We start from the raw sequence: 16,435 nt of genomic DNA, 5'->3' as shown, positions 1-16,435 counted from the left end.
CGGTTGACCACACCCGAGAAGCTCGCCGAAGCCGTCCTCCTGCCCGGGTTCGCCGGGACCACCGCGCCGGACTGGCTGCGCAGGCGCGTCGCCGGCGGGCTGGGCGGGGTGGTGCTGTTCGGCCGCAACGTCGTCGACGACCAGCAGGTCGCCGCGCTCACCGCGCAGCTGCGGGGTGAACGCGGCGGCGTCGTGGTCGGGATCGACGAGGAGGGTGGCGACGTCACCCGCCTCGACGTCAACACGGGCTCGTTCGTGCCGGGGCCCCTCGCCCTCGGCGCGGCGGACGACCCGGAGCTGACCACGGCCGTCGCGGCCGCCCTCGGCGAACGGCTGGCGGCCTGCGGCGTCACGCTGAACCTGGCGCCGTGCGCGGACCTCACCCTGGCGGCCGAGGACCCGATCATCGGCGTCCGGGCGTTCGGGTCCGACCCGGCGAAGGCGTCACCGCACGTCGCCGCGTACGTCACCGGCCTGCAGAAGTTCGGGGTCGCGGCCTGCGCGAAGCACTTCCCGGGCCACGGCGCGGCCACCGAGGACTCGCACGTGGCCCTGCCGGTGCTGCCGCGGACGGTCGAAGAGCTGCGGGAGATCGAGCTGGTCCCGTTCGCCGCGGCGATCCGAGCCGGGGTGCGCTCGGTGATGTCGGGCCACCTGGTCGTGCGGGCCTGGGGCGACGAGCCGGCCACGCTCAACCACACGGCGCTGACCGGTGTCCTGCGCGGCGAGCTCGGCTTCACCGGCGCGGTGATCACCGACGCGCTGGAGATGGGCGCGGTGTCCGGCGCGTACGGCAAGCACGACGGTCTCGGCCGGTCGGCCGTGCGGGCGCTGGCCGCCGGCGCGGACGCCCTGTGCCTCGGTGGCGCGGCCTTCGAGGCCGAGCACCTGGACGCCTGCGTGGCGGCGATCGTGGCCGCCGTCGAGGCGGGGGCGCTTCCCCTGGGCCGGCTCGAAGAGGCGGCGTCGCGGACGGCGGCGCTGGGCACCGACCCGGCACCGGCCCAGGTGGGCCCGGTGGACCGGCGGCTCGGCCTCGAGGCGGCCCGCAAGGCGCTCCGGGTGCAGGGCGAGCCGCGGCTGGCCGGCCCGCCGCTGGTGGTCGACGTCCAGACCGAGCCGACGATCGCCGCCGGCCCGATGCCGTGGGGGCTCGGCGCGCACCTGGCCGAGCTCGTGCCGGGGACGCGGGCGATGACCGCGACCCCCGAAGACGCCGCCGAAGTCCTGGCGGCGGCGCGGGAGTCCCGCAGCGTCGTCGTGGTCACGCGGGAGGCGCACCGGCACCCGCGGGTGCGGGCGCTGCTCGCCGCGTTGTCCACTGTGGACTTCATCCGGGTGGAAACCGGCGTGCCGGGCCCCGCGGGCGACGGTCCGCGGATCGACACGTTCAGCGGCTCGTGGGTCAGTTTGCGCGCCGCCGCGGAATATCTGGCCTGAAACCGGGCGAAACCCCGCGGCGCACGCGGGGTTTCGTCCGGTTTGCCGCAACTCCAGAACCCCGGCCGCGCTTTGTACGGGCCTTGTACCGGCGGTCTCCATGCTGTCCTCACACCGGAAAACTGGAGGACGGAACAATGAACATGGGGATCGTGAAGCGGATGGCCGGGGTGGCCGGCATCGCCGCGGCGATCGTGGTCGCCGGGGCGGGCCCGGCGTTCGCGGCATCGGGCACGGTGCACACCGACTCGGGCGCCGCGCTGACCGTGCGGGCCACCCCGAGCACCAGCGGCGCCTCGGTCGGGTCCATCGCCGACGGCACCGCCGTGACCATCAGCTGCCAGACCAACGGCTCGACGGTCGACGGCAAGTACGGCACCTCGGACATCTGGGACAAGGTGGGCGACGGCTACGTCAGCGACGCCTACGTCTACACCGGCTCCGACGGCCGGGTCGCCCCGGACTGCGCGGGCTCGACGCTGACCTGCTCCACCGCGGGCACCGGCGACCCGAACACCTGCGCCGAGGCGGTCGCCAAGGCGAAGTCCCGCATCCACACCAACGACCTCGACTCCTACGAGGGCTGGTGCGACCGGATCAACGCGCAGAACTACGGCTGGTCCGCCTCGGGCTCGGAGACGGCCTACATCCACTGGACCCAGATCCCGGCGTCGTTCAAGCACCCGGGTGACTACCAGGTCCCGGCCGGCGGCCTCGCGTTCTTCAAGAGCAGCGGTGCCGGCCACACGATGATCTCGATCGGCGGCGGCAAGTTCCTGTCGAACGACATCAACGGCTACGGCAGCTACACCGAGACGACGATCGCGCAGATCAAGAGCAAGTGGGGCCAGACCTACCTCGGCTGGTCGCAGCCGTGGTTCAAGGTGAACCACTGACCCGCTGAAGTCCCACCGGAGGGCGAGCGCCCCGGCCACCATCCCCGGCCGGGGGCGCCCACCACCCGAACCGGCCCCTGCCCCCCTTCCCCGGGCAGGGGCCTTTCGCGGCTCAGCCGCGCACCCGGACGTCCAGCGGCCGGGCGAGCAGGGCCGGACCCGGCGTCAGCGCCCCGATCCGCTCCCAGCCCCACCGCAGGTACATCGCGTACGCCGGCGCGGCGGGCGCGGCCGCGAGGACCGCGAAGGGCTCGGGCCGCCCGGCCAGCAGGTCGCGCAGCAACCCGCCGCCGTGCCCACGCCCTCGCCGGTCCGGCAGGACGGCGAGTTCGTAGACGTAGAACAGCGGGCTCCCGGCCAGCCACGGCGGCGCCGGGGTCGCGGCGGCCGGGTGCCACCAGCCGGGTTCGTGACCGACGCCGTAGGCGAACCCGCCGAGCGCCTCGCCGTCGCGGACCGTCGCCAGTGCGAACCCGGGCAGCTTCGAATGCCGCACCACGGTTTCGCGGAAGCGGGCCGCGTCGGCGGCGTCCTCACCGTACGGTGGCTCGCGGTAGACCGAGAGGTACGCGTCCGCCAGCTCGTCCCACCGGTCACGCACCCGCCGGCTCCTTCGCTTCGGCCACCACCGCCGTCGCCGGCTTCAGCCCGGCCAGCACGGCGAACGCCAGCCCGCAGCACCCGGCGAGCACCAGCCACGGTAGCAGCGCGCTCCCGGCCAGCAACGCCGTGAACGTCACCGGCGCGATGACCCGGGCCGCGCCCCACAGCAGTTCTTCGAGCCCGAAGTACCGCCCCCGCAGGTGGGGCGGGGCCAGCGCGACCGTCAGCGCGCTGCTCGTCGGCGCCTGCAGCAGTTCGGCAGCGGTGAACACCGCGGTCGCCACCGTGAGCACGGCGATCGCCGCGCCGGGCACGGCCGCGGGCACCACCGCGAACAGCAGGAACGACAGCGCCCACACCGCGGCCGCGACCTGCAGCACCCGCGGCTGGCCGCGGCCTTCGAGCCGGCTCGCCACGACCGTCTGCCCGGCCACCACCAGCACGGTGTTGAGGGCGAACAGCAGGCCCGGCTGCCACGACGGCAGGCCGAGGGTGTCGATCACGTACGCCGACAGCAGCACGGTGAAAGCCAAGTCGCACAGGGCGAACACGAACACGGTCACCAGCACGCGCCGGAAGGCCCGGTCGGCGAGCACGGCCCGGTAGCCGGTGCGCGCCTCGGCCTCCCGCAGCGGGTGCGGTGGCGCGGCGGCCGATCCCCGCCAGGAGGCGACCAGCCCGGCCGCGACCAGGAACGTCGCCGCGTTCGCCAGCACGATCGCGGTGTAGCCGCCCACGCCGCCCCAGGCGACGAGGACGCCGCCGGCCAGCCCGCCGGCGCCGATGCCGACGTTGCGCAGCGCGCGGTCCATCGCGTACCAGCGGGCGCGCTGGCCGTCGTCGGCCACCTGCGCCACGAGCGCGCTCGAGGCGGGCCAGAACAGTCCCTCGCCCCAGAAGGTCAGGGCGGCCAGCACGACCAGCTGCCACAGCGAGCCCGCGACGACGTACCCGGCGAAGGTCAGCACGCGCAGCAGGTTCGCGATGACGACGACCCGCCGGGCGCCGAGCCGGTCGACCAGCGGACCCGCGAGCGGGCCCGCGGGCAGCGCCAGCAATGCGGCGGCCGAGAGCGCCGCGCCGGCCGCGGTCAGCGGGAGGCCCTTGGCCGCGTGGAAGTACACGACGGCGAACGGGAGGAACAGGCCCGTGCCGAGCGCGTCGACGGCCTGCGCGGCGACCAGCGGCCGCCGGCCGCGGGTGCGTGGCAGGCCGAGCAGTTCGGTGACCGGCATCGCCGTCCTCACGCGTGCGGGAGCGGGAAGGTGTTCAGCCGCTCCTCGGGCAGGGGCGCGGACCGCCAGCCGAGGTCGACGGCGGCGCGCCGGATCCGGCCGTCGCCCCAGTAGGGGAGCCCGGCGGGGAAGTTGGACACCAGGCCCGGCACGATCGTGTGCGCGGCGCGGAACCCGGCGGCGGCGACGTCCCGGGTGGTCAGGTCGACGCTGATCACCTCGAAACCGCGTTCCTCCACGCGTTCCTGGTACGCCTTCAGCCGTCGCTCGCCCAGCGCGGGCAGTCCTTCCCACGAGCGCACCGGCAGGTCGCGCACCCACGGCGCCACCCGCGTCGCGGCCCGCGGGTCGAGGTAGACCTGCTGCTGGCACAGCAGGTCCACGACGTCGCCGAAGTCTTCCCGGTAGGAGTCGAGGTAGCGCCGGTCGGCGCGGTAGGGCTTCAGGTTGCCCAGGTGCGGCAGGTCCGCCTGCATCCCGGCGAGCTCGCGCTCGTCGTCGAGGGCGAGGCAGGTGTGGTGCAGCGTGAACCCTTCGGCCAGCGCTTTCTTGGCCGCCTCGAACGCGTCCGGGCGGGTGGCGAACCCGATCGACAGCCAGCGCCGGGCCCGGTCGAACACGGCCGCGGCGACGATCGGCACCGAGAACTCGTTGTCCAGCGGGATCAGCGTGACGTCGTAGGTGCCGGTCGTGTCGGCGATGAGCGGCCGGAGCTCGGCGGGCATCGGCAGCCGGCGCAGTCGCGGGGCGTTGGCCCACCAGATCATGGTGGCGTCGCGTTCGAGGACCTCCTCCAGCCCGGACGTGACCGCGTGCTCTTCGCTCGTGCCGCTGGCCAGCCCGGCGATCAGGGGATCGGTGAAGCGGCCGCGGTCGGCTTCGGAGGAGACCAGGCAGGCGGGCACCCACACCTCTTCCTCGGTGGTGTGGGAGAAGGCTTCCAGCCAGGTGCACACCGTGTCGGGCGTCAGCGGCTCGAAGGGGAAGCCGGGGGTGGCGTGCTGCCGCGGTGAATACAGGTTGAGGCGGCGCGGGTCGAGCGTGGGCACGCCGTCGCGGCACAGCTGCCGGTAGCTCGCGCGCTTGAGGTCGCGTTCCGGCGGCAGCCAGCTGCCGCAGTAGCGTTCGACGGCCTCCCCGATCGCGGAGTCGCGGGCGAGGTCGAAGTCGTGCCACGACGTACCGAACGCCTGGCGGTCGTTGGGCCAGTCGACGACCCGGCGCATGTCGGCGACGTCGACCGCGCACACCTTGAGCCGGGCGGGCATCCCCTCGGCGGGCGGCAGTTCGTGGACCGCCGTCACGATCCCGGTCCGGTCGTCGACGAGCAACTCGGGCCGCGCGCCGCGCGCCTCGACCGGCCGGGGGCGGTCCGGCAGCGGCAGCACCGGCCGCGGGAGCACGGCCAGCCGGACGGGGTCGAGCTCGAGCTCCCCGGTGGTCGTCTCGGCGGGTTCGCCGGCGAGCCAGCGTTCGAGCTGGACGGCGAGCACGGTCAGCATCCACTGGGCGTCGCCGGTGCGGAACCGGCGGCCCGGCGGCGGCGTGGCGGTGGCGAAGGCGTCGACCACGCGCGGGTCGAGGGCCGCGGACCGGCGCCGGGCCAGCACGTCGGCGAAGTCGGGGCCGGGGCCGCCGGGGGTGATCGCGGGCCCGGCGACGCCCTGGCCGCGTTCGCAGCGGAAGGGCAGCAGCCGCAGCCCGCGGTCCGCGCAGTAGGCGTCGAGGGCGGTGAGTTCGGAATACGCCGGGTGGGTGAAGGCGGCGACGACGACGGTGTCGGCCGGGTCGGCGGGGAAGGGGCCGTCGATGTCCGAGAGGGTTTCGACCCGCGCGTAGCCCGCCGGGGCGAGGATCCGCGCGAGGGGCACGGTCAGCTCGGGCGTGCCGGCGATGAGGACGGTGGTGGCGGCGGGGTTCCGAGCGCCGTCGAGGTCCGCGGCCGGACGGAGGCTGCCGTCGCCGGCGAGGACGTCGAGCACCTCCGCGTAGGCGGGGTCCATCCCGGACAGCAGCTGCGCCCGGGTGCGGGTGCCGTCGCAGCGGGCGAGCCACGCGCGGAACTCCCCGGTCGGCGCGGTGATCCGGTACTGGCCGCCGTTCGGCGTGACGAGCAGGCACAGCTCCGGCTCGAGGTCGTGCACCTCGATCCCGGTCAGTTCCAGGCGGACGTCGTCCGAAAGCATGGCGGACCCCCTTGTCGGATGCGGCGTGCCGCGGCCCCGGGGCGGGGCCGCGGCACGGAGGCGGGAGGAGCGGGCGGGCTACTTCGCCGAGGCGCGGTTGTGGACGACGGCCCGGTTGTGGACCACCGCGCGGTTGTGGACGACGGCGCGGTTGTGCACCACGGCGCGGTTGTGGACGACAGCGGCGGCGGGGCGCTCGAAGGACGAGATCAAGTTTTCCTCCAGTGGGTCGGGTCTCCGGGGTGGATTCCGGGACGGGGTGACGTGAACAAGTTTGTGGTCCGGGTGTGCACCGTGACGTCTTCAGAAGTGCGATCCGCACACCCGGGCTCGGGAGCCGTGCACGGACGCGGGTGTGCGAAATCCACGGGGCCGGTGTGACGCACGCACGAACGCCCCGCCACCCGCGAGGGGTGACGGGGCGCGCGCGTGCGTCCGATGTGGTCAGGCCCGGCAGGCCCGCCCGCGGTTCACGCAGTTGACCAGCCCGTTCATGATCCGCTGCGACATCACGTTGGCGAAGTCGTCGTGGTCGGACAGCGGGTTGTGCTTCTCCTGCGGGAAAGCGTCCACTTTGTACTGCTTCTTGACCTGGATGTCGTGCGGGATGTCGTAGGTCAGCGAAATCTGCAGCTGCGGCACCGCCTTGAACCCCTTGGCGCACCGGCCGAACTGGTCCGGGAACACGATGTGCGTGCGGTGGTTGGCGCTGTCGGTGTTCTTGCCGTCCCAGCAGCTCGGGAACGTGTGGATGCGCTTGACCTTGCTGTTCGGCGGGCAGATCGGGTACTTGTCGGTGACGCGGTTTTCGAACCCGGTGCACGTCCAGCTCGCCTTGGCGTTGGCCGGGCCGTTGGTGCTCTGCTTGGCGTCGCCGTAGAGCACGCGCAGGAAGCGCGGCATGGCCACGACCTTCCCGACCGGGCTGCCGCGGAAGGTGATCTGCACCCGCTGCGGGCGCAGGATCTTGCCGTCGTTGCCGGGCAGCTCGTTGTTCTCGTCCTGGCCGGGCAGCGCGCCGCCGGCCGTGGTGCTCGGCGGGGGCGTCGGCGTGCCGGTGTCCTTGCCCGGCTTCGTCGCGCACGGCGCGAGCCCGCCGAGGTCGCCCGGCTTCGGCGCGAACCGGCCGATCGCGGTGGCGATCCGGTCGATGATCGCGGCGCGGCGGTCCTTGAGCGGGTTCAGGATCGCGTTGCGCACGAAGTCCGGGCCGCCCTGGCCCTGCGTCGCGGCGATGCGCTGGTTGGCCTCGTCGGCCTGGCTGTCGAGCTGGTCGAGGTTGCTGTCGACCTCGGCCATCGCCTGGTCGGGGATGTCGGCCAGCTTGCTGGCCACGTCCGGGCAGGCGACCTGCGGGGTCTTGCTCTCCCGGTCGGCCTGCGCGCGGTCGCCGTCGGGCACCTTGGCGGGCTCGTTCTTCTCCTCCTCGCCGGTGTCGATGCGGACGACGGGCCAGAAGTAGGCGGACTTGTCGCCGTTGCGGCAGGTGGTGCCGGCCTTGACGAGGCTCTTGTTGTTCGAGTCGGCGTTCGTGGAGAGGTTGCCGACGTAGTCGTGCAGGTGCTGGGCGCCGTTGCGGACGCCGGGCTGGGCGATGAAGTTGTCGGGGTTGAAGTGCTGGTTCTCGTTGCGGCCGCAGTCGACGGTGAACGTGCCCGTCGACGCGCCGGTGACCGGGCGCGGGTCGAACTGGTTCGGCTTCACCTTCAGGATGTCGACGAAGAAGGCGGGGTTCGCTTCGTCGGCGCTGGCTTCACCGGTGTGGCCGGTGGTCGTCGCGACGACGATGCCGCCGACCGCGATCGCGAGGGCGAGCCCGCCGGTCGCGATCTTCGTGCGGCGGGACAGCCGATGCCGTCCTTGGGTGCGGGACATGGGAAATCCTCCGGATGTCGGGCTGGCGGGAGCGCGCACGACTCTGACCGGGGACGAGACCGGGCTCGCCGGGGTCAGGCGGGGTTCGTGCGCGATGTGCTGGCAATGTGGTGCGTCGGCAGGAACGGCGCCGGCTGGTCCACTGACCCGACATCAGTGGGCGCGCGGCACACCTACCCGTGGCCGCGCCGTCAACCGGCTGGTTATCGTTCCGTTATGCAACCTACACGGGCATTTGACACCGGGCAAGAAGTTCTTTTCCGTCGTCACGAACCGTCAGGCCGGGTTCGCGCCTGCGTCACCGCACCCGGTGCTGACCTGGGGATTTGCCCCCTCCGGGGCGGCGGCGGAAAAAAGTTTGAACCGAAGTGAACCGGCATCCGTATCCCCGGGTGAGGCCCGCCGAATGCCCACCGCGCGGCAGCTCGCGGAAATGGTCGTGAAATGGGCGGGCCGTGCGCTCGGCGACCCATTCAGAACTGCGGGCCGCCAATAGCGGCGGCAATGGCGGACACCGCTTCCCCGACCGGCCGCCCGGCCGTGTCGACGACGAGGCGGTCGCGGTTCCACGGCTCGTATTCGCGGGCGGTGATCTCCGCCCAGGTCGGCGGGACGAGCCCGGGAACGCCGGGGTCGCGGGTTTCCGCCCGGCGCCGGTGTTCGGCCGGGTCGGAGCAGACGATCTCGACCTCGAGCACCCGTGCCCCCGCGCCGAGGCCGGTCGCCCGCCAGGCATCACGGGTCACGGACAGCGGGTTGACGCACTCGGCGATCACGCTCACGCCGGTGCCGAGCACGTCCGCGGCGACCTCCCTGGCGACGACGTAACCGACCGGCCCCAGCGGCGGCCCGAGCGGGCCGGTGCGCAGGATCGCCTGCTCGATCGTGTCGACCCGCAGGAAGGCGAACCCGGTGCGGCGGGCCAGATCCGTGGCGACGGTGGTCTTCCCGGTCGCGGGCAGGCCGCCGAGGACGATCAGGAGCGGGGACACCGGGGCATGATCGCAGACGCGGCCTTCGCCGTCAGGACGCCGCTCCGTTCCCGGCGAGCAGCCGGCGCAACGTGGTGAGGGCGCGGTGCTGGGCGACGCGGACCGCGCCGGCGCTGCCGAGCCCGACCGCCGCGGCCGTCTCCTCGGCCGTCATGCCGAGGATGATCCGCAGGACGAGGATTTCGCGCTGGCGCGGCGGGAGCGTGTCGAGCAGCCCGGCCGACCAGTCGAGCGCGGCCGACCGCTCGGCCTCTTCGCTCGTCGGGTCCGCGCCGCCGTCGCGCCCCGCGGGCGGCTCGGCGACCGGGCTGGTGCGGTCGCGCGCCCGGCGCCGGTGGAAGTCGGAGACCTTGTGCGCGGCGATCCCGAAGACGAACGGCAGGAAGCCGTCGAGTTCGTGGGTGTACCCGGGCAGCTCACGGACGATCGCGAGCAGCACGTCCTGTGCGCAGTCCTCGGCGTCGGACGAGCCGTCCTGCCAGCTGCGGAGCCGGCCGAGGCAGTAGCGGAACACCATCGGCCGCAGCGCGCGGAGCAGCCCGGCGACGGCGGCGCGGTTGCCCTGCACCGCCGACTGGACGAGCAGCGGGTCGAGGGAAAACGCCACCGTGGGCGTGTGGCCTCCCTCGGCGGAGTACGACGCCATCGGCCTCACCCCCTTCTTCACCTTCCCGGCAACGGACGGTCACGACGCTAGGTGACTCCGCGTGGTCGGCGCACCGGCCGGGTGACCGTCGCGAACCGGGTCTTCCGGCCCTGGTCACCGGCGCCGGGATGTGCCCGGCCCGGCCCCGGCGCCGTCGGCCGGGCCGAACGGCCCTATCGGGGGACGGGGCCCACCGATCACGCTGGTGGCCGGGGATTTCACAGGAGAAACACAGGGACGCGATGGTGGACGACGTGGGCTTCGGGCTGCTGCTCGACCGGCAGCAGTGCCTCGCCTTGCTCCGGACGGCGAGCCTCGGCCGGGTGATCTTCACCCACCGGGCGATGCCCGCCGTCCGCCCGGTGCGCTTCACCGTGGTCGACGACGCCGTGGTGTTCGCCGTCCCGGCCGGCAGCCCGCTGTACGCCGGGGCGCGTGACGCCGTCGTCGCCTTCGAAGCCGACGAATTCGCCGCCGACACCGGCGCGGGCTGGTACGTCAGCCTGCTGGGCCGGGCCGCCGAGTCCGGGGTGACCGACTTCGGCGACATCGCCTGCGCGTGCCCGGGCCCGGTCCGGGCCGGTCACCGGTTCCTGCGCGTCCCCGCCGAGACGATCAGCGGTCACCGGATCGGGTGTCACGCGGAGTGACTACGCGGCGTCCGTAACGGGAAGGGCCCCGTCATCGACCCACCGGATGGACGAACCTGATTGGGCCGGCACGGGCAGTCACCTGTGGGACCCTTGACGGCCCGGGGCAGGCCCGGGATTCGGGCGGACCCAGCGGAGTCGACGGGACGTGGCGGACGAAATCAGCATGCCGGCGATCCTCGCGGCGGTGGGCGGCATCGCCCGCGAGCTGGAGCTGCCGGCGTTGCCGGCCCGCGCGGTGGCGGTGACCTGCGAACTGCTCGGTGCCCGGCGCGGCCGGCTGGACCTGGCCGAGCACGGCTTCGCCGAGTACGGCCGGGGCCCGTTCGGCGAAGGGGCCGTGGAACTGCCGGTCCGCGCGGCCACCGAGACGTTCGGGACCCTCACGATCGAGCCCGGCGACGGCCGGGAGTTCGGCCGCCGTGAGCGCGAAGTGCTCGGTGCGCTCGCCGCGGCCACCGGGATGGCCGTCGAGAAGGCCCTGCTCGTCGACCGGATGCGCCGCCGCGAACGCTGGCTCGAGGCGTCCTACGACGTCACGCGCGCCCTGCTCGCGGCGCAGGACCTGCGGGCCACCCTCCGGCTGGTCGCCGAACGCGCCCGCGTGGTCGCCGGCGGGACCGCGGGGGCGATCGCGCGGCCCGACGGACCGGGCCGGCTCGTGTTCGACGTCGTCGAGCCGCCGGGCGAGGACGCCGACCGCCTCACCGGGCTGACCGTGCCGACCGAGGGGACCGCCACCGGGATGGCGTTCACCACCCGGCGCCCGGTCGTGGTGCGCGACTACGGCGAGCGCGTGCAGGAGCAGCAGCGGGACCACGCCGGGCCGATGCCGGCGATGATCAAGGACCTGGACTCGGCGATCTCGGTGCCGCTGATCGTCGGCGAGGAGACCCTCGGGGTGCTGGTGGTGGCCAAGTTCCGCGACCGGTCGCCGTTCACCGACTCCGACGTCCAGCTGGCCGAGACGTTCGCCGGGCACGCCGCGCTGGCCGTCGAGTTCTCCCGGGCGCAGGAGGCGCGCCAGCAGCTGGCGGTGTTCTCCGACCGCGACCGGATCGCCCGCGACCTGCACGACCTGGTGATCCAGCGGCTGTTCGCGACCGGGCTCGGGCTGGAGGGCGTCAGCAGGCTGATCGCCGACCAGGCGGTCGCCGCCCGGGTCGCCGGGTTCGCCCAGGACCTCGACGGCACGATCCGCGAGATCCGCAACAGCATCTTCTCGCTCCAGGCGCCCGCGCAGGCGCAGGGCAGCCTCCGCGCGGAGCTGCTGCGGGTGGCCGTGGACGCGCGCGACGCGCTCGGCTTCGAGCCGCGGGTCGGGTTCGACGGCCCGCTGGACGCGGCCGTGCCCGACGCGGTCCGCTCCGACCTGATCGCGTCGCTGCGCGAAGCCCTGACGAACGTCGCGAGGCACGCCGGGGCGAAATCGTCGTCGGTGGAGGTGACCGTGGACCGGTTCGGCCGCCGGCTGACGCTGGTGGTGCGCGACGACGGCGACGGCCCGCCCGCCGAGGCCGGCCGGATCAGCGGGCTCGCGAACCTGTCCGCGCGGGCGGCCCGCTGGGGCGGGCACTGCGTGCTGGCGGCCGCCGGGGACGGCGGGTCGCGGCTGGAGTGGACGGCGGACCTGCCGGCGACGACCGGCGAGCAGGGAGGTGGACGATGACGATCGCGGTGTTCCTGCTGGACGACCACGAGCTGGTCCGGACCGGGCTGAAGACCGTCTTCGAGCCCGAGGCCGACATCGAGGTGGTGGGGGAGGCCGGGACGGCGGCCGAAGCGCTGGTGCGCATCCCGCAGGCGCGCCCGGACGTGGCCGTGCTGGACGTCCGGCTGCCGGACGGCGAAGGGGTGGCGGTGTGCCGGGAGATCCGGTCCACAGTGGACCCGCCGCCGGCCTGCCTGATGCTGACGTCCTATTCGGACGACGACGCCCTGTTCGGCGCGATCATGGCCGGCGCGGCCGGCTACATGCTGAAACAGGTCTCCGGCCGCTCGCTGGTCGAGGCCGTCCGCACGGTGGCGGGCGGCGGTTCCCTGCTGGACGCCACGCTGACCGCGTCGGTGATGAACAAGCTGCGCGGCGAGAACGTCTCGGCGCCCGACCCGCGCTACGAGCAGCTGAGCCCGCAGGAGCGGCGCGTGCTGGACCTCGTCGCGGAGGGCCTGACCAACCGCCAGATCGCCGAGCGGCTGTTCCTGGCCGAGAAGACGGTGAAGAACTACGTCTCGTCGGTCCTGCACAAGCTCGGCGTCGAGCGGCGGACGTCGGCGGCGGTGTACATGTCCCAGCGGAAGGCCGAACCGGGACGATAGGGCGAACTTCGCGCCTGATCGGACGAAACCGGTGGGGCGTTCGACGTATCCAGCCGTCCATGGAGTACACCTGTCGGGTGACGCACGAGTTCGCGTGCGCGGCAGAGGGGACGGCATGTCGGGGTTGTCGGGCGGGGACTATGTCACGCAGCAGATCCGGGCACTCGCGCAAGCGGTGCGCCGGGAAGGGGCCGGCGGGGTGGGCACGCGCAGCTTCCAGCTGGCGGAGCACCTGGCGGCGGAGGGAGGCGTCCACCGCGGCGACATCCTGACGGCCACGGCGACACTGCTGGCGATGACGGCGTGGTGCGACGGCGAAGTGGAGGCGGCCCGCCGGTTCGCGGAGCTGGCCGGCGAGTGCGACGAGGAGTCGCGGGAGCTGGTGACGCACCTGCTCCGGCTGGAGGCGGCCGCCGACCAGGGCTGGCTGCCGGAGGCCCAGGCGGAGGCGCTGCTGGAGTACTCGCGCCGCGCCCGCCGGGGTGACCTGGCCACGCGGGTCCGGGCGCTGGCGGGTGCGCGCCGCGGACGGCACCGGCGCGAGGACTAACGCGCCTGCGCGAGGATCGCGCACAGGAACGCGGCCGCCGCGGCGGCCGAGCGCAGCACGTCGATCCGGGCCCAGCGGCGCACCACCCGCTCCCAGTCCGGCGGGGGTGCGTCCGCTCGCCAGCGGTCGACCTGGATGTTGATCGGTACCGTGCCGAGGAACGACAGCAACAGGAACGCCGCCATCGCGAGCGCGGCCGCCCACCGCAGCGCGAGGCCGGGGCCGGTGACCACCACGAGGACCGCCGCGGTGAGCGCGGCCGCAAGGAGCATCACGATCGGCACCACCACCCGCAGGCGGCGCACCAGCGCCTGGCGGGCCAGCAGGTGCGCGTGCTCGTCCAGCCGGGACAGCGCCGGGTGGAGGCCGTACCGGACGATCAGTTCCTCGCCCGCGAGGACACCGGTCAGGAACAGGCCCGCGTACTGCAGAACGCTACTCACGCTGAAAGATTACTGTCACTGAAGTTATCCTGGCAAGGACAATGTTCTGTCACGGTAGAAGTACAGTGGGTGTATGACGATGCCCACGGTGGACTGGGGGACGCCAAGCGCGTCCGGCACGGAGGGACTGCGGGAGCGCAAGAAGCGGCTGCTGCGACGGCGGTTGACCGACACTGCCACCGCCATGTTTCTGGAGCGCGGCTTCGACGCGGTCCGCGTCGCCGAGATCGCCGCGGCCTGCGAGGTGTCGGAGAAGACCGTCTTCAACTACTTCCCCAGCAAGGAAGCCCTGGTCCTCGACCGGCCCGAGGCCACGATGGCCGCGCTGCGCACCGGCCTGGCCCGGGCCGGCCGCGCCCCGGTCGACGCGGTGCTGGACGTCCTGGCCGGTGAGCTCGACGCCCTCCTGTCCTGGCTGGCGGCCCAGCCGGACCTGGCCGCGGCGTGCGCGCGGGTCCAGGCGTTCACCGCGCTGGTCCGGTCGACTCCCGCGCTGCGTGCGCACCACCGCGAGATGGCCGAGCACCTGGAGGGCGCGGTGGCCGAGGCGCTGGCCGACCGGACCGGCCGCACCGTCGACGACCCGCTGTGCCAGGTCGCGGCGACCGCGTTGCTCGGGCTCTGCCGGGTCCAGTCGTCCTCCTTGCGCCGGAACCTCGACGGCGCACGCACCCCCGAGGAGATCCGCGTCGCCGTCACCGCCGACGTGCGCAGCGCGGCCCGGCTCGTCGACACCGGCCTGGCTGGGTTCGCCCCGGCCGGGTGAATCAGTCCGCCGGCGGCTGCGCCGGATCGGCCAGCCGGTCCGGGTCCACGGTCCGGCCGCTGACGATCAGCTCGCGCATCGCGTCGAGGCCCTCGTCCCACTTGTTCACGTGCAGTCCCGCGACCACGCGGCCGCCGGTCAGCCAGAACGCGTGGAACGCCTCGGCGTCGCCGCGGGTCACCACGCGGTCGTAGCCGCCCGGCGGGAACCACCCGGTGAACTCCATGCCGGCGTCGTACTGGTCCGAGAAGAAGTACGGCAGGTCGTCGTGGACCACTTCGCGGCCGAGCATCGCCAGCGCCGCCGCCGGGCCGCCGTTCGTCGCCGCGGCCCAGTGCTCCACGCGGATGCGCCGTCCGTAGCGTTCCTGCCACACGCTCGCGACGTCGCCGGCCGCGAACACGTCCGGGTCTTCGGTGCGCAGGCCCGCGTCCACCAGGACGCCGTCGTCGACGGCCAGGCCCGCGTCGGCGGCCAGCTGCGTCTCGGGCCGGGCGCCGATGCCGACCACGACCACGTCGGCCGGGATCTCGCCGTCGTCGGTCAGCACCGCGGAGACCGTGGAGTCGCCGGCGAAGCCTGTCACGCCGGTGCCGAGCCGCAGGTCGACGCCGTTGCGGCGGTGCAGATCGGCGAAGAACCCGCCCACCTCGGGCCCGAGCGTGGCGTGCAGCGGGCTCGCGGCCGGCTCGACGATCGTCACGGAACAGCCGTAGTGGCGGGCGGCCGCGGCGGTCTCCAGGCCGATCCAGCCGGCGCCGGCGACCACGACCCGGCCGCCGGCCGCCAGTGCGTCGCGCAGCCGGTCGGCGTGCGCGAGCCGGCGCAGGTAGTGGACGCCGTCGAGGTCGTTGCCCGGCACCCGCAGCCGCCGCGGCGACGACCCGGTCGCGAGCAGCAGCTTCGTGTACCCGATCCGTTCGCCGCCGGCCAGCTCCACCTCGTGCGCGGCCCGGTCCAGCGCCGTGACGCGCCGGCCGGTCAGCACCTCGATGCCCTGGTCGGCGTACCACTTCTCGTCGTGGACGAACACCGACGGCCGGTCGTCCTGGCCGAGCAGGTAGCCCTTCGACAGCGGTGGCCGCTCGTAGGGCAGGTCCGGCTCGGCGCCGACGAGCACGATGCGGTCGGCGAACCCTTCGGCGCGCAGGGTTTCCACGGCCTTCGCGCCGGTCAGGCCGGCGCCGGCGACGACGAAGGTGTCCATCAGGCACTCACCCCGGTCAGGGCGAAGAACTCCTGCCGCGTCTTGGGTTCCTCGCGCAGCAGGCCGTGCAGCGACGACGTGACGGTCAGCGCGCCGCTCGCCCGCACCCCGCGCAGCGACATGCACAGGTGCTCGGCCTCGATCACGACGCCGACGCCCTTCGGGTCCAGGTGCTCCTGCAACCAGTCCGCGACCTGCTTGGTGAGCCGTTCCTGCACCTGCAGGTCGCGCGCGAACATCTCGACGACGCGGGCGAGCTTCGACAGCCCGAGGATCCGTTCGCCGGGCAGGTAGCCGACGTGCGCGACGCCGCGGAAGGGCAGCAGGTGGTGCTCGCACAGCGACTGCACCGGGATGCTCTTCGCCAGCACGAGCTCGTCGTAGCCCTCGTCGTTGGGGAACGTCGTGAGCTGGAAGTCGCGCGGCTGCAGCATTTCGGCGTAGGCGTGGGCCACCCGGCGCGGGGTGTCGCCGAGGTGCTCCGACGCCGGGTCCTTGCCGAGGGCACGCAGCAGATCGGCGACCGCGCGCTCCGCCGCGCGCAGGTCGACGGTGTCGCGGTGGTGGACGACACCGAGGTGCCGCAGCGGGACCGGTGCGCTGACGGGATCGACGGTCACGGGGGTG

The 16,435-nt window shown here is 73.8% G+C and carries 17 protein-coding genes; 7 read left to right on the top strand and 10 right to left on the bottom strand.

All coding sequences use genetic code 11. From position 1 onward, the window contains the following. Positions 1-3: 3 nt before the first annotated feature. Both OO60_RS04475 and OO60_RS04470 read left to right on the top strand, forming a co-directional pair. The gene (locus OO60_RS04475; protein ID WP_033260815.1) at positions 4-1,440 is read left to right on the top strand and encodes a glycoside hydrolase family 3 protein; all 1,437 of its coding nucleotides are present in this window, start codon (positions 4-6) and stop codon (positions 1,438-1,440) included. A gap of 137 nt (positions 1,441-1,577) precedes the next feature. Beyond that, complete coding sequence (locus tag OO60_RS04470; RefSeq protein ID WP_033260814.1) at positions 1,578-2,336, top strand: SH3 domain-containing protein; 759 nt, start codon at positions 1,578-1,580, stop codon at positions 2,334-2,336. Between the two features lie 112 nt (positions 2,337-2,448). Here the strand turns inward: OO60_RS04470 and OO60_RS04465 are convergent, their stop codons facing one another. The 7 genes from OO60_RS04465 to OO60_RS04440 all read right to left on the bottom strand — a co-directional run bounded on the left by OO60_RS04465 (position 2,449) and on the right by OO60_RS04440 (position 9,873). Next, a complete protein-coding gene (locus tag OO60_RS04465) occupies positions 2,449-2,937 on the bottom strand; it encodes a GNAT family N-acetyltransferase (protein WP_004559290.1) in 489 nt (162 codons plus the stop codon). Continuing rightward, on the bottom strand, positions 2,930-4,174 hold the full coding sequence (locus OO60_RS04460; RefSeq protein ID WP_033260813.1) for an MDR family MFS transporter: 1,245 nt from the start codon (positions 4,172-4,174) through the stop codon (positions 2,930-2,932). The genes OO60_RS04465 and OO60_RS04460 overlap by 8 nt, the downstream gene beginning before the upstream one ends. 8 nt (positions 4,175-4,182) lie before the next feature. Then, entirely contained in the window at positions 4,183-6,360 is a 2,178-nt protein-coding gene (locus OO60_RS04455) for a YcaO-like family protein (protein WP_033260812.1), read from the bottom strand. A 78-nt stretch (positions 6,361-6,438) separates the two neighbouring features. Then, the gene (locus OO60_RS48155) at positions 6,439-6,573 is read right to left on the bottom strand and encodes a hypothetical protein (RefSeq protein WP_004561011.1); all 135 of its coding nucleotides are present in this window, start codon (positions 6,571-6,573) and stop codon (positions 6,439-6,441) included. A 231-nt stretch (positions 6,574-6,804) separates the two neighbouring features. Beyond that, positions 6,805-8,235: a DUF1996 domain-containing protein gene (locus OO60_RS04450; RefSeq protein ID WP_004561010.1), complete on the bottom strand. Its 1,431-nt coding sequence runs from the start codon at positions 8,233-8,235 to the stop codon at positions 6,805-6,807. Positions 8,236-8,708: 473 nt separating this feature from the next. Continuing rightward, positions 8,709-9,227, bottom strand: a complete 519-nt coding sequence (locus tag OO60_RS04445; protein WP_004561009.1) for a P-loop nucleotide/nucleoside kinase family protein — start codon at positions 9,225-9,227, stop codon at positions 8,709-8,711. A 31-nt stretch (positions 9,228-9,258) separates the two neighbouring features. After that, on the bottom strand, positions 9,259-9,873 hold the full coding sequence (locus OO60_RS04440; protein ID WP_004561008.1) for a sigma-70 family RNA polymerase sigma factor: 615 nt from the start codon (positions 9,871-9,873) through the stop codon (positions 9,259-9,261). A gap of 242 nt (positions 9,874-10,115) precedes the next feature. Between OO60_RS04440 and OO60_RS04435 the strand changes: the two genes are divergently transcribed. The 4 genes from OO60_RS04435 to OO60_RS04420 all read left to right on the top strand — a co-directional run bounded on the left by OO60_RS04435 (position 10,116) and on the right by OO60_RS04420 (position 13,392). Continuing rightward, on the top strand, positions 10,116-10,523 hold the full coding sequence (locus OO60_RS04435) for a pyridoxamine 5'-phosphate oxidase family protein (protein ID WP_004561007.1): 408 nt from the start codon (positions 10,116-10,118) through the stop codon (positions 10,521-10,523). Positions 10,524-10,689: 166 nt separating this feature from the next. After that, entirely contained in the window at positions 10,690-12,192 is a 1,503-nt protein-coding gene (locus OO60_RS04430) for a GAF domain-containing sensor histidine kinase (protein WP_033260943.1), read from the top strand. Continuing rightward, complete coding sequence (locus OO60_RS04425; protein ID WP_004561005.1) at positions 12,189-12,842, top strand: response regulator; 654 nt, start codon at positions 12,189-12,191, stop codon at positions 12,840-12,842. The genes OO60_RS04430 and OO60_RS04425 overlap by 4 nt, the downstream gene beginning before the upstream one ends. A gap of 115 nt (positions 12,843-12,957) precedes the next feature. After that, positions 12,958-13,392 (top strand): hypothetical protein, encoded by a 435-nt coding sequence (locus OO60_RS04420; protein ID WP_033260810.1) that lies wholly within the window; start codon positions 12,958-12,960, stop codon positions 13,390-13,392. Here the strand turns inward: OO60_RS04420 and OO60_RS04415 are convergent. Beyond that, the gene (locus OO60_RS04415) at positions 13,389-13,835 is read right to left on the bottom strand and encodes an anthrone oxygenase family protein (RefSeq protein ID WP_004559829.1); all 447 of its coding nucleotides are present in this window, start codon (positions 13,833-13,835) and stop codon (positions 13,389-13,391) included. The two genes, OO60_RS04420 and OO60_RS04415, sit on opposite strands and share 4 nt — an antisense overlap. A gap of 73 nt (positions 13,836-13,908) precedes the next feature. Between OO60_RS04415 and OO60_RS04410 the strand changes: the two genes are divergently transcribed. Further along, positions 13,909-14,601 carry a TetR family transcriptional regulator gene (locus OO60_RS04410; RefSeq protein WP_004559830.1) on the top strand — a complete coding sequence of 231 codons (693 nt, stop codon included), beginning with the start codon at positions 13,909-13,911 and terminating at the stop codon, positions 14,599-14,601. A gap of 1 nt (position 14,602) precedes the next feature. On the opposite strand, the gene OO60_RS04405 is transcribed toward OO60_RS04410, so the two are convergent. Together OO60_RS04405 and folE are read right to left on the bottom strand one after the other, a co-directional pair. Continuing rightward, positions 14,603-15,808: an NAD(P)/FAD-dependent oxidoreductase gene (locus OO60_RS04405; RefSeq protein WP_209441371.1), complete on the bottom strand. Its 1,206-nt coding sequence runs from the start codon at positions 15,806-15,808 to the stop codon at positions 14,603-14,605. Then, positions 15,808-16,428, bottom strand: coding sequence for a GTP cyclohydrolase I FolE (gene folE, locus OO60_RS04400; RefSeq protein ID WP_033260809.1), 621 nt, complete (start codon positions 16,426-16,428; stop codon positions 15,808-15,810). Before folE ends, OO60_RS04405 begins: the two co-directional genes overlap by 1 nt. Between the last annotated feature and the right edge of the window lie 7 nt (positions 16,429-16,435).

It is taken from the genome of Amycolatopsis vancoresmycina, assembly GCF_000716785.1.
In the GTDB taxonomy this organism is placed as follows: domain Bacteria; phylum Actinomycetota; class Actinomycetes; order Mycobacteriales; family Pseudonocardiaceae; genus Amycolatopsis; species Amycolatopsis vancoresmycina.
Note: the sequence above shows the minus strand (reverse complement) of the source record. Positions and strands in the feature narration are given on the sequence as shown.

Bases quoted from the DNA above. Each gene is read 5' to 3' on its own strand.
- OO60_RS04470 (WP_033260814.1), top strand. From the start codon at position 1,578: ATGAACATGGGGATCGTGAAGCGGATGGCCGGGGTGGCCGGCATCGCC.
- OO60_RS04460 (WP_033260813.1), bottom strand. From the start codon at position 4,174: ATGCCGGTCACCGAACTGCTCGGCCTGCCACGCACCCGCGGCCGGCGG.
- OO60_RS04455 (WP_033260812.1), bottom strand. From the start codon at position 6,360: ATGCTTTCGGACGACGTCCGCCTGGAACTGACCGGGATCGAGGTGCAC.
- OO60_RS04450 (WP_004561010.1), bottom strand. From the start codon at position 8,235: ATGTCCCGCACCCAAGGACGGCATCGGCTGTCCCGCCGCACGAAGATC.
- OO60_RS04440 (WP_004561008.1), bottom strand. From the start codon at position 9,873: ATGGCGTCGTACTCCGCCGAGGGAGGCCACACGCCCACGGTGGCGTTT.
- OO60_RS04435 (WP_004561007.1), top strand. From the start codon at position 10,116: ATGGTGGACGACGTGGGCTTCGGGCTGCTGCTCGACCGGCAGCAGTGC.
- OO60_RS04430 (WP_033260943.1), top strand. From the start codon at position 10,690: ATGCCGGCGATCCTCGCGGCGGTGGGCGGCATCGCCCGCGAGCTGGAG.
- OO60_RS04425 (WP_004561005.1), top strand. From the start codon at position 12,189: ATGACGATCGCGGTGTTCCTGCTGGACGACCACGAGCTGGTCCGGACC.
- OO60_RS04420 (WP_033260810.1), top strand. From the start codon at position 12,958: ATGTCGGGGTTGTCGGGCGGGGACTATGTCACGCAGCAGATCCGGGCA.
- OO60_RS04410 (WP_004559830.1), top strand. From the start codon at position 13,909: ATGACGATGCCCACGGTGGACTGGGGGACGCCAAGCGCGTCCGGCACG.
- OO60_RS04405 (WP_209441371.1), bottom strand. From the start codon at position 15,808: ATGGACACCTTCGTCGTCGCCGGCGCCGGCCTGACCGGCGCGAAGGCC.